This is a genomic window from Pseudoalteromonas sp. PSi26 (assembly GCF_054960575.1).
Genome location: NZ_JBHNYT010000006.1, coordinates 154,790 through 169,642 on the forward strand (window position 1 = coordinate 154,790; position 14,853 = coordinate 169,642).

The 14,853-nt window shown below is 37.9% G+C and carries 14 protein-coding genes; 7 read left to right on the top strand and 7 right to left on the bottom strand.

The genetic code is table 11. The features are described from left to right. The first annotated feature begins 86 nt into the window (after positions 1–86). The 3 genes from ACFI34_RS08470 to ACFI34_RS08480 all read left to right on the top strand — a co-directional run bounded on the left by ACFI34_RS08470 (position 87) and on the right by ACFI34_RS08480 (position 4,898). Positions 87–1,364 (top strand): Xaa-Pro dipeptidase, encoded by a 1,278-nt coding sequence (locus ACFI34_RS08470; RefSeq protein WP_462673164.1) that lies wholly within the window; start codon positions 87–89, stop codon positions 1,362–1,364. Positions 1,365–1,748: 384 nt separating this feature from the next. After that, positions 1,749–4,166, top strand: coding sequence for a TonB-dependent receptor (locus tag ACFI34_RS08475; protein WP_462673165.1), 2,418 nt, complete (start codon positions 1,749–1,751; stop codon positions 4,164–4,166). A 186-nt stretch (positions 4,167–4,352) separates the two neighbouring features. Next, complete coding sequence (locus ACFI34_RS08480) at positions 4,353–4,898, top strand: GbsR/MarR family transcriptional regulator (RefSeq protein WP_058405304.1); 546 nt, start codon at positions 4,353–4,355, stop codon at positions 4,896–4,898. Positions 4,899–4,932: 34 nt separating this feature from the next. Here ACFI34_RS08480 and ACFI34_RS08485 read toward each other — a convergent pair whose 3' ends face one another. Then, entirely contained in the window at positions 4,933–5,949 is a 1,017-nt protein-coding gene (locus ACFI34_RS08485) for a lytic murein transglycosylase (RefSeq protein WP_462673166.1), read from the bottom strand. After that, the gene (locus ACFI34_RS08490; protein WP_462673167.1) at positions 5,942–6,223 is read right to left on the bottom strand and encodes a YcgL domain-containing protein; all 282 of its coding nucleotides are present in this window, start codon (positions 6,221–6,223) and stop codon (positions 5,942–5,944) included. Before ACFI34_RS08490 ends, ACFI34_RS08485 begins: the two co-directional genes overlap by 8 nt. A gap of 155 nt (positions 6,224–6,378) precedes the next feature. On the opposite strand from ACFI34_RS08490, the gene minC reads away from it, so the two are divergent. The 3 genes from minC to minE are packed head-to-tail and all read left to right on the top strand — an operon-like array spanning position 6,379 to position 8,163. Beyond that, on the top strand, positions 6,379–7,083 hold the full coding sequence (minC, locus tag ACFI34_RS08495) for a septum site-determining protein MinC (RefSeq protein ID WP_058552296.1): 705 nt from the start codon (positions 6,379–6,381) through the stop codon (positions 7,081–7,083). 5 nt (positions 7,084–7,088) lie between these two features. After that, entirely contained in the window at positions 7,089–7,898 is an 810-nt protein-coding gene (gene minD, locus ACFI34_RS08500) for a septum site-determining protein MinD (protein WP_006793462.1), read from the top strand. A gap of 1 nt (position 7,899) precedes the next feature. Further along, positions 7,900–8,163, top strand: coding sequence for a cell division topological specificity factor MinE (minE, locus tag ACFI34_RS08505; RefSeq protein ID WP_462673168.1), 264 nt, complete (start codon positions 7,900–7,902; stop codon positions 8,161–8,163). A gap of 61 nt (positions 8,164–8,224) precedes the next feature. On the opposite strand, the gene rnd is transcribed toward minE, so the two are convergent. From rnd to ACFI34_RS08520, 3 genes are all read right to left on the bottom strand, one after another. Further along, positions 8,225–9,355, bottom strand: a complete 1,131-nt coding sequence (gene rnd, locus ACFI34_RS08510) for a ribonuclease D (protein ID WP_462673169.1) — start codon at positions 9,353–9,355, stop codon at positions 8,225–8,227. 51 nt (positions 9,356–9,406) lie between these two features. After that, positions 9,407–11,059 carry a long-chain-fatty-acid--CoA ligase FadD gene (fadD, locus tag ACFI34_RS08515; RefSeq protein ID WP_462673170.1) on the bottom strand — a complete coding sequence of 551 codons (1,653 nt, stop codon included), beginning with the start codon at positions 11,057–11,059 and terminating at the stop codon, positions 9,407–9,409. Positions 11,060–11,174: 115 nt separating this feature from the next. Next, positions 11,175–12,026 carry an alpha/beta hydrolase gene (locus tag ACFI34_RS08520; RefSeq protein WP_462673171.1) on the bottom strand — a complete coding sequence of 284 codons (852 nt, stop codon included), beginning with the start codon at positions 12,024–12,026 and terminating at the stop codon, positions 11,175–11,177. A gap of 359 nt (positions 12,027–12,385) precedes the next feature. Here ACFI34_RS08520 and ACFI34_RS08525 point away from each other — a divergent pair, with 359 nt between their 5' ends. Then, on the top strand, positions 12,386–13,675 hold the full coding sequence (locus tag ACFI34_RS08525) for an alkaline phosphatase (protein ID WP_462673172.1): 1,290 nt from the start codon (positions 12,386–12,388) through the stop codon (positions 13,673–13,675). A 61-nt stretch (positions 13,676–13,736) separates the two neighbouring features. Here ACFI34_RS08525 and ACFI34_RS08530 read toward each other — a convergent pair whose 3' ends face one another. Both ACFI34_RS08530 and tsaB read right to left on the bottom strand, forming a co-directional pair. Beyond that, entirely contained in the window at positions 13,737–14,066 is a 330-nt protein-coding gene (locus ACFI34_RS08530) for a hypothetical protein (RefSeq protein WP_462673173.1), read from the bottom strand. Between the two features lie 76 nt (positions 14,067–14,142). Next, complete coding sequence (tsaB, locus tag ACFI34_RS08535) at positions 14,143–14,844, bottom strand: tRNA (adenosine(37)-N6)-threonylcarbamoyltransferase complex dimerization subunit type 1 TsaB (protein WP_462673174.1); 702 nt, start codon at positions 14,842–14,844, stop codon at positions 14,143–14,145. Positions 14,845–14,853 lie beyond the last annotated feature (9 nt).

Consider the following 14,853-nt stretch of genomic DNA (forward strand, 5'->3'; position numbering starts at 1 on the left):
TAGTAACTTAGTCGTTATTTTATTGCACTTTTACTTAAGCTTGGTAAAGTCAAAACAACTTTAATGTCATATAAAAGAATTAAAAAATGAAAAAGCACCTGTTATCAGCCTCAGTCGCCATGTTATGTTTGAGTAGTTTACCCACCCAAGCAGTTACCTACATTTCTGCAAAGGCCATGTTAGATGTAGAAAATGGCACACTTATTAAATCCCCTCTTATCACTGTTGATAACGGCGTGATCACCTCGATAGAACGCAACAAAAAGCCGCAAGTTGGCAAAGGTGATGAACATATAAATCTACCGCAGTTAACATTAGTGCCTGGCTTAATGGATATGCATGTGCATTTAACAAGTGATCCTACTGTTTCACGTAGTGAGCGGTTAGGTCAGTCAATCCCACGCATGGCCGTTAAATCGGCCTATTTTGCTAAAAAAACGCTCGAAGCCGGGTTTACCACTGTGAGAAATGTAGGCGCAGATGGTTATAGTGTTATTGCGGTGCGTGACGGTATTAATGCAGGTGATATTATAGGCCCAAGAATTTGGGCTGCAGGTCCATCTCTTGGTATAACAGGGGGGCATTGTGACAATAACCGCTTACCGCCTGAGTTAAAATATACCTCAACCGGCGTAGCCGATGGGCCATGGGCCGTTAGAACAAAAGTGCGTGAAAATATAAAGTATGGAGCCAATGCTATAAAGTTTTGCGCGACAGGCGGTGTATTTTCAAAGGGCACAAAAGTAGGTGTACAACAATACTCACTTGAAGAAATGAAAGCCATTGTTGAAGAAGCACATATGCGCGACCTTCCTGTTGCTGCTCATGCACATGGTACAAGTGGGATTAAAACAGCCATTATTGCCGGTGTTGACAGCGTAGAACATGCAAGCTTTTTAGACGATGAAGCCATTGCCTTGGCTAAAAAACATGGCACTTGGCTTTCAATGGACATATACAACACAGAATATACATTAAGCTTTGGCGAACAAAATGGTGTAGACGAAGAAAACTTAAATAAAGAACGTCAAGTTTCAAAAAAACAAAGAGATAGCTTTAGCCGAGCTGTAAAAGCTGGTGTGAACATGGTATTTGGAACCGACGCTGCCATCTACCCACATGGTGATAATGCAAAGCAGTTTTCACGTATGGTTGAATTTGGCATGACTGAACTGCAAGCCATTCAATCAGCTACCATTAACAGCGCTAAACTTTTAAAAATGCATAATAAACTAGGGCAAATAAAAACGGGATATGCCGCCGATATTATTGCAGTAGAGGGTAACCCATTAAAAAACATTTCAACATTAGAGCAAATACCGTTTGTGATGAAAGCAGGTATTGTTTATAAAGCTGAAAAATAAAAAATTTTAATCCAAGTAAAGGCTGACTTGATAGTGTTAGCCTTTACCTTTAACGTTAAAAAATTAAAGGTCTTAGCTAAACAATATGTTAAAGGTAACACTTAAATAGCATTACTTTAGCTGAGCTCTATTGTCATTTTTAACTAATTACCCTTCATTTGAGAGGTTGTTTTAGCCAAGGCATGTTGCAATCTATTTGTTATGATCACCACGTAACTCCCACCTCTTTTATATTTGGTTAATTTACATCCTCTAAATCTACTCACTTGTCTAAAAAACATGCAAACAGTTGTTTAAATCTAATATTAATTGAACTTTTAGTTTATTTTGCAAATAATAATCATTACCATTATCGCACTTTATTAAATGCGAATGATTATCATAGTGAAAAGTTTCAATTACTCATTACTCACCCTCGCTTGTTTAAATGCGCAAGCCGTTTTAGCACAAACCACTGCAGAACAAGATATCGAACATATAAGTGTTTATCAGAAACAAAACCAAGTTGTTATGAGCTCTGGGCTTGCTACTAAGTCAGATATGTCGTTAATGGAAACCCCAGCACCTGTCGTTATTATTGACCGTGAACTGATTGAATCCCAAGGTGTAGACAACTTACAAGAACTTGTACGTAATGTAAGTGGATTAACCCAAGCAGGTAATAACTACGGGATTGGCGATAACTTAGTTATTCGAGGTCTAGATGCTAATTATACTTACGATGGGATGTATGGCGGAGCTGGCCTTGGTAACACCTTTAATCCAACGCGCTCATTAACCAATGTTGAGTCGGTCGAAGTATTAAAGGGGCCAGCAACAGGCTTGTATGGTATTGGCAGCGCTGGTGGTGTAATTAACTTAATTGAAAAAAAACCTGAATTTGAAGAAAAGCATAAAGTAGCCATAGAGCTTGGTCAGTGGGATAGCTACTCTTTTGCCGTTGATAGCACCAATGCAATTACCGATGACTTAGCATACCGCGTGATGGCTAAAACAGCATCAAGTGATGGTTTTCGTGATTTAAAAGAAGACCGAGACGAAATATATACATCACTTAAATACATTTTGAGTGATCAACAAGACGTTATGGTATCTGCTGCATACATTAAAGACTCAATAGCGGTGGACTCTATTGGTCACCCTATTCGAATTTATAATGCAGACTCTGCTAATGGTTTAACAGCCTCACAAGTAACAGGATCTGATTTAGTTAACGATCCTACGGGTAGTGGTTTACAGCTTAGTGAATCTCAGCGCAATGAACTGGCAAACTCGTTGTCAGATAACGACGGATTAACACCTTATCAATTTGGAACTAACGGAATTATTTCGCCAATGGCTGATGATAACAAAGGTGAAGAGTTGCGCTTGAAGCTTACTCATAATTACTTTATTACTGACGACTTATTTTTAAATCAACAGTTACAATATCGTAATTACACATCAAGTTTCGCACGTCAAACGGGGGCTTATAACTATGTTTATTGGAATCGTCGTGGTGTTATTAATCAAGATCCACGTTCACCGCTAGTCGTTGACGATGTGCTTTACCCTTTTGCTGCTCGTCGCCAAGAATACCGCCAAGTTGAGGCTGATGAAAAGTCATGGCAGTACTTTTTAGATTTGCGTTACGATTTTATGTTGGGTGATATTGATAACGAACTTTTGGCTAATGCTAATTATGAAGATCGCCATATTCGTTTTAAACAATATTCTATATGGGATAAAGATTACGTTATTACAGATACAAACAACGAAGTAACATATCAAGGTTCCCTACCCTATATATTTGATATACGAGATCCCAATTGGCCAGCAGGTAATTTTTACGATTACGATCCTCTTAAAACCAGTGACTACAATAAAAAAGTAAAGGCCTGGGGTTTGGGCCTCCAACATGTTGCCTATATTAATGAGCAATTAACAACACGCGTAGGTGTTGCTTATAACCGCATTAAACAAAGTTATGAACATTTTGGTGTAGATGAGCGTTATAGCGCAAGCCGAGCAGAACCAACACCAGAGGCTGACACTTCAGACAGTGGTTTAACGTATAATTTAGGCGCAACATATCAACCCACTGAAAACTTTTCTATATTTGTTAATCACGCTAAAGGCCGCACTGCATATAGTGTATTAGGGTCTATTGCTGGTAACGAAGCGGATAGAGAAGACTCAGAATCAATGAGCAACGACTTAGGATTTAGATATAAAGCGTTTGACGACCAACTACTTGCCTCTTTCGTTGTTTTTGAAAGTGCGCGAACCAACCTAGAGTACAGCAATCCACTTTATGAAGCGGGCGTTTCGGAACCAGATGTAGTTAAAAGCTTTTATGATGGGGAAGAAAAGACAAAAGGGGTTGAGCTTGATTTAAATGCGCATTTAAATGAGCGATGGAAAGTAAATATAAATGGTGTTTATCAAGATGCAAGAAACCAACTAAACCCTAATATAAACAATCACGCTACACGTAAAAAAGGGGTTCCGTATTTAACTGCCAGTACGTGGGTAACTTATTACGCAAATGTTTTTAGTTTGCCTGAAACGCTAAATATAAGTGTAGGTGTAACTTATGTTGATGATAGGAGTACTAGCTCATCAAGTTTTGGTATTCCTGATGGCTATGTACCAAGTTACACGGTTCATGAGGCGGCTGTTTCATACACAACAAACAAGTGGCATATACAACTTAACTTAAACAATATATTCAATAAGCAATATTATTCTAAAGCAATGTTTTTAGGTGGCATGCCGGGTGAAGAGCGTAACGCTAAGCTAAGCTTTAGCTATACACTGTAGTTTGCTCACGTATGAGCGCTTGCATTTGTGAGCGCTTTTTAATCATACGGATAGATTAGCCAAGGGCATTGGACATTGGTTAAGTTTAAGGTTTTACCTTAAGCTGTATTTTAATGAGTCTAATTCCTTGCTATCACTAACCAACATGCTAGCATTTAGTTTCTGAAATTACTGAAAGTTAATGATATGACTTTATCTGAGAAAAACTTTACCTTTGTAATGCATTGCGGCGAAATGGGAAGCCGCTGGGGTTTTAACCGTACTATTGGTCAAATGTGTGGATTACTTATTATCACTAAAAACCCAATGACCGCGAATGAAATTGCCGATTCACTGAGTATTTCACGAGGCAATGTGAGTATGGGCATTAAAGAGCTTCAGTCTTGGCAATTAATTAAAGTTCAGCACATTCCTGGTGACCGTAAAGAGTATTATGCACCCGCAGGCGATATTTGGGATATGGCAAATCGTGTATTTGAAGAGCGTAAAAAACGTGAAATCGATCCAACACTTAGCCTATTGCGCGACAACTTATTAGACGAAGCAAGTAATGAAGAAGAAATCTATGCACAAAAACAAATGGGTGAAATTCACAACTTACTTGAAACAGTGACTAAATGGTCTTCTGAGTTACAACGTTTAACTCCTGAGCAACTCAATAAACTAATGAAACTCGGTTCAGGCATTGGCAAGGTAATAGACCTAAAAGATAAGATTTTTAAAAAAGAATAAAGCCGCACTGTGCGGCTTTATGATTAATTAAATATTATATTTTTGGATAGCCAATTCGATCAGATAAATAACCGACACTCGTTGCAAAATAATACGAGCGGTTCCAATGCATTAACACTTTATAGTTATCGTAGGCTAAAAACATACGGCCGTTAATATCATCAGGCATCACTAACGCAGCACGCACGTTTACATTAGGTAAAGCACTTCCGTCGACTTTTCTCAACCCTAGTGCCTGCCAATCAGCAAGTGAACGCTCTGAATCATCCCAATATTCAAGCCATTGCTTACGCGTTTTAGTACCACGTACTAGGATATATTTGTTATCGAATCCTTCGGGAAGTTTAACTTGACGGCCCCAAGTTAATGAATCGTTCCAGCCCTCTTGCTTTAAATAATTAGCAATAGAAGCAAACGCATCTTCTTTAGTCGTCCAAATATCTTTGCGACCATCGTTGTTATAGTCAACGGCGTAAGCATTAAAAGACGTAGGCATAAATTGAGTTTGCCCCATAGCGCCAGCCCAAGAGCCTTTAAATTTATCTAAGGTAATATGGCCCGATTTTAAAATGTCTAAAGCTGCCCATAATTGGCGTTTATACAGAGCTTCACGGCGGCCATCAAAAGCAAGCGTCACTAATGATGAAATAACATTGTGCCCCCCTTGAATAGTGCCAAAGTTACTTTCAAGCCCCCACAAAGCCACTATAAAACGCGCTTGTACGCCAAATTCTTTAGCTACTTGCTCAAGAATGTCTTTATTCTCTGCATACAGTTTACGAGCACGGTCAATTTTCCATTGTGGAACACGTTTTGGTAAATAGGTTTCAAGTGTTTCTTTAACTTCAGGCTGGTTTTTGTCAGCCGATACTACTTTTTCTTTATAGGTCGCGGTTGCAAACGCACTATCAATTAACGTTGTTTCGTAGCCTTTTGCGATTGCTTCTTTTTTTAAGTTTGTTAAGTAATCTTTAAATTCGGTTTGTGTTTTTGCAACCACTGACGAACTTAAACATAAACCACATAATACAACTGCCAGTTTTTTAATCACGATCGGCTCCATTTTGTTTTCTTAGTTCAGTAAGCAAATTATCTTCCGGTGGTGGAAGCTGTAAATAGTAACCTTGATCGGTTAATGCACCCTTAACAGTCTCTAAATCAGCACTACCTAGGTGTTCACGTTTAGCCAAATTAATAATCATCACATAGTGAGGTTTGCCAAACATAGCCATTAAAGGTTCTGGAACTTTGCTAAAATCATCTCTTTTTTCAACAAATAAGAAGGTATCCGCTTTTTTCTTACTTTTATACACCGCAGTTAACATTATGACCCTATAAATTCTTGCACAACAATGCCGCACACTATACCATGAGAGTAATAATAAGTTAGAAAATTTAGATTAGAAATTTCGATAAACGCCTTATTCAGCCTGTGTTTATCTAATTACAATTTCTTATCATACAATTCAATTGAGCGTGTATGTCGGACCAAATTTTTGAGTTAAAAGGGAATCTTTTTACGTTATCAGTTTTACATCTTTATAGTGCTGATATTAACCTTTTAGCAGAGCAACTCTACGTAAAAATAGCCCAAGCCCCCCGTTTTTTTGAGGGAGCACCTATTGTTGTTAATTTAGAAGAAGTAAAAAGCAGTTCTTTGGACTTTGTTCATTTAAAGTCACTTATAGAGCGAATGAGCTTTAACGCAGTGGGTGTATGCAATGGCTCTGAAGAGCAACATACAAGTGCAAAAAAAGCGGGCTTCTCAGTTTTAAATTACTCGCAAGACGTAAAAGCAGAGCCCGTCGAAAAACAACCAAACACATCAATTGTTGAAAAAAACATTATACTTCCTGCACAAATAATTAACGGCACGGTGCGCTCAGGTCAACAGGTTTATGCAAAAGACCGCGACCTTATTGTACTAGGCGCTGTTAGTCATGGTGCAGAAGTAATAGCAGATGGCAACGTACATATTTATGGAACCCTTCGCGGTCGCGCAATTGCGGGCGCAAAAGGATTAGAAAACGCACATATATTTTGCCAAAAGCTAGAAGCGGAACTTGTTTCCATAAATGGCAACTACTGGATCAGTGACTCTCTACAAGGTGAGTTTTGGGGCAGTGCTGTGCAAATACAACAAAAAAATGAATCATTAGAAATTTCAGCTTTGGTTAAAGGATAAATCTCATGGCAAAAGTAATTGTCGTTACCTCGGGTAAAGGTGGTGTTGGTAAAACAACATCAAGCGCCGCAATAGGCACAGGCTTAGCATTAAAAGGCTACAAAACGGTTATTATCGATTTTGACATCGGTTTACGTAACCTTGATTTAATTATGGGGTGCGAGCGCCGCGTTGTTTATGACTTTGTAAACGTCATAAACGGTGAAGCAAACCTAAACCAAGCACTTATCAAAGACAAACGTGTTGAGAAGTTATTTTTGCTTCCAGCATCGCAAACTCGTGATAAAGACGCACTAACTCGCGATGGTGTAGAACGCGTTTTAAACGAGCTTAAAGAAGATTTTGATTATATTGTATGTGACTCGCCAGCAGGTATTGAAGCAGGTGCGATGATGGCAATGTACTTTGCTGATGAAGCGATTGTAACCACCAATCCAGAAGTCTCATCTGTACGAGATTCTGACCGTATATTAGGTATTTTGCATAGCAAATCTAAACGCGCTGAAGAAGGCCTAGAAAACATCAAAGAGCACTTGCTATTAACACGCTACAACCCTGAGCGTGTAGCTAAAGGTGAAATGCTTTCTGTAGAAGACGTACAAGACATATTAGCAATCGATTTGCTCGGTGTTATTCCTGAGTCACAAGCAGTATTAAGTGCATCAAATTCAGGTCAACCGGTAATATTGGATGGCGAATCAGATGCTGGCCAAGCATATGCTGATGCCATAAACCGCTTACTTGGTGAAACCGTCGATTTTCGCTTCTTAGATGTAGAGAAAAAAGGCATTTTTAAACGGATTTTTGGAGGCTAATGTGTCGTTACTTGACTATTTCCGCTCAGAAAAGAAAAACAGTGCGTCTCTTGCAAAAGAGCGATTGCAAATCATTGTCGCACACGAACGTTCGCAGCGTGGAACACCTGAATACCTACCACAATTAAAACAAGATATTTTGGATGTAATTCGAAAATATGTAAACGTTAATAATGATGCAGTGCAGGTACAATTTGATCAAAATGAAGACGATTTAGCTGTATTAGAGCTAAACGTTACTTTACCTGACGAAGAAAAAAAATAAATGAAGAATGGGCGCACTAAGCGCCCTCTTTATAAATAATAGCAACTGAGAGGTTAACCTTTTAGGTATCCCACTCCTTTAGCGCGTCTTTAATAAAGTTATAACGCCAAGAACTCAGTAAGTCTGGCTTTATATGCGTCTTTTTTTGCTCTTTTGTTAGCTTCCAATTCCAGCTAATCAACTGATTTACTTGCTTTTTAGATGCCATAACATCTTCAGGAATCGCGTTAGCTTTAGCAACTTTGGTTATTTTTTGCTTAATATCTTTTGCTGTTTGTTTGTAATTAGCAAAATCAATTAACCGTTTTAATGCTTGCGGGTGCTCGTCAACAGCAATTGCCTTCGCTTTTTCTATACACTTTAAAATCTCAACCCCTGAGCGATTAACTTCAATCGACTCGACCCCCGGTATTTGACGTAATGCATTTAAACTAGAAGGCCCACGCTTAGCAATTTCAGTCATGTTATGTTCTTTCAACACAAAATTGAGAGCAAGGTTTTTACGTATTGCTTTATTACGGCGCCATATAGCTAGCTCTTTTAATACAGCTAATTCATGTGGCTTTAATTGCCACGCATTTTTTATATCTTTATAGAGCAATTCATCTGGTGTTTGAAACGCTCGCTTATTAGCAATTAATTCACTCTCATCCAAAACAATTTCAAAAAAGCCAGCTTTTTTAATACGATCTATGATCAATTCAAAACACGGTAACAAATGAAATGTATCAGCGGCGGCGTAATCTAGCTGCTTAGTGGTTAAAGGGCGCTGTAGCCAATTAGTACGTGATTCGCTTTTATCTATTTCAATACCAAGTAATGTTTTAACCATAAGGGCAAAGCCCATACAATTACCTTCACCCAATAATTGCAAAGCAAATTGAGTATCAAATAAAGGAGCAGGAACAAACCCAGCATATTTTTGAAATACTTCAATATCTTCAGAAGGTGAATGCAATACTTTTAAAACTGCTGGATCTTTTAATACCTGCCAAAAATCAAATAACGATAATTCAGCTAAGGGATCAATAAGTGCTAGGTGCTCACCGTCAAAAACCTGAATGAGTGCAACTTCTGGATACAAAGTACGACGACGCATAAACTCGGTATCAATAGCTAAAATAGGCTTATTTTGGATCTGCTCAACAAAAGTATTGAGCTGAACTTGTGTTTGAATTAATTGGTATTGCACTTAGTCTCCTACAATAAAAAAGCCGGCTAATGCCGGCTTTTTTATAGTTTTCTAATCTTTCAAGGCTCGTCTGAGTATTTTACCTACGTTAGTTTTAGGTAACTCATCCCTAAACTCAACGAGTTTTGGAACCTTGTAATTAGTTAAATTATCACGACAGTGGTTTATTATATCTTTTTCAGTTAAAGAAGGGTCTTTTTTAACAACAAAAACTTTAACTTGTTCACCACTTACATCGTGAGGAATGCCAACCGCTGCTACTTCAAGCACTCCGTCGTGCATTGCAACAACTTCTTCGATCTCATTTGGGAAAACGTTAAAGCCAGATACTATAATCATGTCTTTTTTGCGGTCTACAATGTAAAAGAAACCTTCATCATCATATGTTGCAATATCGCCTGTAGCAAACCAACCGTCTTTTAAACATTCAGCAGTTGCATCTGGGCGTTTGTAGTAACCAAGCATAACCTGAGGGCCTTTAACACATAATTCGCCAGGCTCACCTTTCGCTGCTTCTTCACCATTCTCAAGCATTAGCTTAATGTCAGTATTTGGTGCAGGTAAACCAATAGAACCGTTATAAGACTGTAAGTCGTACGGACTAATTGTTACAAGCGGTGCACATTCAGTAAGGCCGTAGCCTTCCATCAGTTTTGAGCCCGTCACTTTTTGCCACTTTTCAGCAACAGGACGTTGTACAGCCATACCACCACCTAACGACATTTTTAGGTGGCTAAAATCAAGTTCATCAAAACCTGGTGTGTTTAGTAAACCATTAAATAATGTGTTAACACCCGTGATTGCTGTAAATTTAGTTTGGCTTAATTCTTTTACAAAACCCGGCATATCACGCGGATTAGTAATCAATAAGTTTAAACCACCATATTTCATGAACGTTAAGCAGTTAGCCGTAAGTGCAAAGATATGGTAAAGCGGAAGTGCAGTAACAACCACTTCTGTTCCACGGTTTAGTACCTTATCTAAACAACCAGACACCTGCTCAAGGTTACCCACCATATTACCATGGCTCAACATAGCACCTTTAGATACACCGGTCGTACCGCCTGTGTATTGTAAAAATGCTAGGTCAGATAAATTTAATTCAGGGCGTGTGTAAGCATTTTCGTCAGCGTTTAACAAATCTGAAAATTTAATCGTGTTTGGTAAGTTGTATTTAGGCACCATTTTTTTAACGTGCTTAACAACAAAGTTAACAATGTGCTTTTTAAGGCCACCCACCATGTCACCAACTTGTGTAACCACGATGTGTTTAACGTCTGTTTTACCTAAAGCCTTTTCAAGAGTATCTGCAAAGTTTGCAAGAATGAAAATGGCGCTTGTGTCTGAATCTTTTAACTGATGTTCGAGCTCACGTACAGTGTATAAAGGGTTAACGTTAACTACCACACACCCTGCGCGTAAAATACCTAAAATAGAAATAGGTGTTTGTAATAAGTTAGGCATCATTACGGCAACTTTGTCGCCTTTTTTGAGTCCCAAATCATTTTGAATATACGAGGCAACTTTTTTAGTTGCTGTGTCTATTTCTTCATACGACAACGTTTTACCCATGTTTGTAAATGCAGGTAAATCTTTGTAATCAGAAAAACTTTTTTCGAACACTTCGAGTAACGAGTTGTAATGCTCAGGATCGATTGTTTCAGGCATACCCTCTGGGTAGCGCTTAAGCCAGATTTTTTCCACTCTTAGCCCCTGTTTATAATTCTATTTTTATTAACCTTAATCTAAGTAAGGCGCTTTAACAATTGAGCAAATACTCTAATGCGGGAATAATCCCACATTTAACGTCAATATACAATTAACGTGCACCACTTTGCACCATAAATGCTTGAATGTGTTCATAACATTCTTTGCTACTTTGCATATGGCAATGGTGCCCACCCTCCACATTAATTACACTCAAGTCATTGTAATAATTAATATACTTTTCTAAATTTTGTTTTACAAACACGTAACCTTGGTTACCTAAAATTAATTGGCATGGTGCAATTAATTCTTTTATTGCACCAATACATTGCACTTCATCAAACCTAAAACCTGAATGATTTTTGAGCTTAGGATCGGTTGTTAGTACAAAACCCTTAGAGACTGCTTTAATATTTCGTTCCATCAATAGCGAAATTAGTTCAACATCTAATTCGGTTGTTTTAGATCGAGCCTCGTAAATATCTTTTTTACAGGGATATATTCTTGTTTTTTTATTATGCGTTCTTGCACGATTAAGCACAGCATTTTTTAGTTGCTCCGTAACTTCCTCGCTGGGCGTTGTTACGCAGCCAATACCCTCAATAAAATTCACCGATTTAACCATTTGACTAAAGCAACTGGCGAAAAGACCCGCGACCATAGCTCCCATAGAATGCCCGACTAAATGAACTTTGTCAGCACCAATGGCTTCAATAAATTGATAAACATCATCGATGTAATCAACAAAATAGTAATGTGCGTCATCACTGCGCCACGATGTTAAACCATGTCCAGAAAAATCAATACAGTACCAAGTTTGCTCTGGCTTTTGGCCATCAAGCATGGGCTTAAAACTATTACAATTATCTAACCAACCGTGAAGTGCTATTACTATCTCTTCACCAGAGCCTATTTTTAAACCATGAATATCTAAATTACGTGTTTTAATATTAAATGGCCGCACATAAACCCCTTTTTATTTTTGTAAATTTATAACATACAAGTTGTCAGACCACTAAATTGTTTCACTAAATGTTTGTTATTTTAGTCGCTGAGGCTACAACTGCAACCTAGAAGAATAAATAAAAACCGTCATTTATTCATAATGTTATTTTTAATTTAGCTCGACTATTATGTGTGTATTTTTTGTTATTTGGTGTTTCCTAATAGATATTTTAACGGCTTTACAATAATTTTTACGCACAATAATCAGCTTATATATAGCTAAATCATCATTTGTCGCAATCTATTAATTTATTTATCATAGTTAAGGTATACAATAATTTAGCTATTAATAAAGTACACTCAAAAGGTACATAAAACATGAAAAAACAATTAAGTGTGTTGGCTCTAATGTGCACTGCATCTGGTGCAATGGCCGAAACTGCACCTAAAAATGTAATTTATATGATTGGTGATGGCATGGGGCCTGCTTATACTACTGCTTATCGTTATTTTAAAGATGACCCCACTACAAAGTCTGTTGAGCAAACCGTTTTTGATACCATGCTGACAGGAATGGCGCGTACTTACCCTGACGATCACACAGTTGTAACCGATAGCGCCGCAAGTGCTACAGCGTTGAGCAGCGGGCATAAAAGTTATAATGGTGCAATTGCCGTAGATACTGATAAAAAACCACTTAAAACAATGCTTGAAATCGCTAAACAGCGAGGCATGACTACAGCCCTGTTAGCTACATCACAAATAAACCACGCTACACCAGCAAGCTTTGCCGCTCATAATCAATCACGTAATAATTACGACGAAATTGCTAACGATTATATTGATAATAAAATTGCAGGCAAACTACCCGTTGACCTAATGCTAGGTGGTGGTACTAAATACTTTATTCGAGACGACAGAAATTTAGTTGACGAATTTAAAGCAGCGGGTTACCAGTATGGTGACGACATTCAAAACCTTGATCAAATTACGCAACTTCCAGCTATTGGTTTATATGCTGCTAAAGGTTTACCTTTTGCATTAGACGAAAACCCAACAAGGTTAACTAAGCTTACTTCTAAAGCACTTGACCTTCTAGACAATCAAAATAAAGATGGTTTTTTTGTAATGATTGAAGGTAGCCAAATTGATTGGTGTGGGCACGCAAACGATATAGCCTGTGCCATGGCCGAAATGGATGACTTTGCATCTGCTATCGAAAAAGCTAAAGCGTATGTTGATAAAAATAAAGATACTTTATTAGTTATAACTGCTGATCACTCTACAGGTGGCTTAACATTGGGTGCGCACGGCCAATATAAGTGGGAAGCTGATGTTGTGCATGGCATAAAAGCAACAGCAGGTAAAATTACTCAACAGTTACTTGACTCTGATGATCTAAAATCGGTGTGGAATAAATATACAAATATCGAATTTACCCCTGAAAATAAAATAAAGCTTGAACAAGCTAAATCTATGGGTGACAAAACACTCAACTTAGCCGTTAAAAGTATTATTAGTGACACAAGCTTTACTGGATGGACTACGGGTGGCCATACTGCAGTAGACGTACAAGTTTTTGCTTATGGTAAAGGGAGTGAGCAATTTGTTGGCTCTCAAAATAATACAGATATAGCTGATAAGTTAATACACTTTATAGAACAGTAAAATACGTATAAAGCAAAAAAAACCGAACAATGTTCGGTTTTTTATTAAAGGTTGAATACTTTTAAGCGTAAATATCTACCCCAATTAAATTTTGTACTTCAGCTCTGCGTTCTAAATTTGCAAACTCAGTATAGGTAGAAATGGCTTTGCTATTTTTTGCACTAGGCTGGTCGTAAATTGTTTGGCTGAAGTTATCAGCCTTTGCGCTAGTTTTGAACAATCGATTAGCAAGCTCAACGCCCTCGGCACTGGTTTTTACATAATCAGTATTTGTTTTTTGAGCAGCAGCTTGATCTGCCAAACCTTGTGGTCTTGCAGTTACTCCCTTAGCAGGGATTACTCTACCAGGAATATCACCTGTAAAAAAACCTGATCCAATAGGCAGCGTCATCACGCTTCTCCAACCTTAAACATGACTAAAATTATGATTTAAAAACAATCAATTTGCAAATTAACGCGGTACTGTTTTATTCACGCCCTGGTAACTTTTTCCATGTTACAGTATCACGAACGTACTTTGGTTGGGCATCACTTGCTTGAACGACCTGGCCTGCAATAAATGCGGCATCAACAAAGGCAAGCATAAAACGTGCATCTGGTAATGTTATGTCTGTATTAATAGTGATGTTTTCAAAGTTTGCTAATGCATCAGGGTACGTTTTAAAACCTGTGCCTACTGCAACTGATGCTTCGTTACTCGTTATATACTCATTAGTTAAAAGTTCAGGTTTAATAACACACTCGTTATTAACTAATTCCATTAAACCATTATTTTCTTGATATTGTGCAAAGTAAATTTCACCCATACGCGCATCTATACTTGGAAAAACAAGTGAGCTGTTGTTTTGCTCGTATGCTTGTTGCGCCATAACAGCCAATGTAGAAACACCTACCAATGGTAAATTAGTTGAGTACGCTAACCCTTGAGCTATAGCAACACTAATTCTTACGCCTGTAAAACTACCGGGCCCTTGGCCAAAACCAATAACATCCAGATCTTTTAATTTACAATTTGCTTTGGCCAATAACTCATCAATCAAAGGTAGAATTTTTTGACTATGCTGCTGAGGGCACTCTTCAAAATGATGAAATGTCTCTCCCTTATAATGTAAAACAAGTGATAGTGCTTCTGTTGAAGCATCAAGGGCAAGAATATTACTTTTGATCATTTTATTACT

Excerpts from the sequence above, each read along its gene's own strand:
- ACFI34_RS08470 (WP_462673164.1), top strand. The coding sequence starts at position 87 with ATGAAAAAGCACCTGTTATCAGCCTCAGTCGCCATGTTATGTTTGAGT.
- ACFI34_RS08480 (WP_058405304.1), top strand. The coding sequence starts at position 4,353 with ATGACTTTATCTGAGAAAAACTTTACCTTTGTAATGCATTGCGGCGAA.
- ACFI34_RS08490 (WP_462673167.1), bottom strand. The coding sequence starts at position 6,223 with ATGTTAACTGCGGTGTATAAAAGTAAGAAAAAAGCGGATACCTTCTTA.
- minC (WP_058552296.1), top strand. The coding sequence starts at position 6,379 with ATGTCGGACCAAATTTTTGAGTTAAAAGGGAATCTTTTTACGTTATCA.
- minD (WP_006793462.1), top strand. The coding sequence starts at position 7,089 with ATGGCAAAAGTAATTGTCGTTACCTCGGGTAAAGGTGGTGTTGGTAAA.
- ACFI34_RS08525 (WP_462673172.1), top strand. The coding sequence starts at position 12,386 with ATGAAAAAACAATTAAGTGTGTTGGCTCTAATGTGCACTGCATCTGGT.
- ACFI34_RS08530 (WP_462673173.1), bottom strand. The coding sequence starts at position 14,066 with ATGACGCTGCCTATTGGATCAGGTTTTTTTACAGGTGATATTCCTGGT.
- tsaB (WP_462673174.1), bottom strand. The coding sequence starts at position 14,844 with ATGATCAAAAGTAATATTCTTGCCCTTGATGCTTCAACAGAAGCACTA.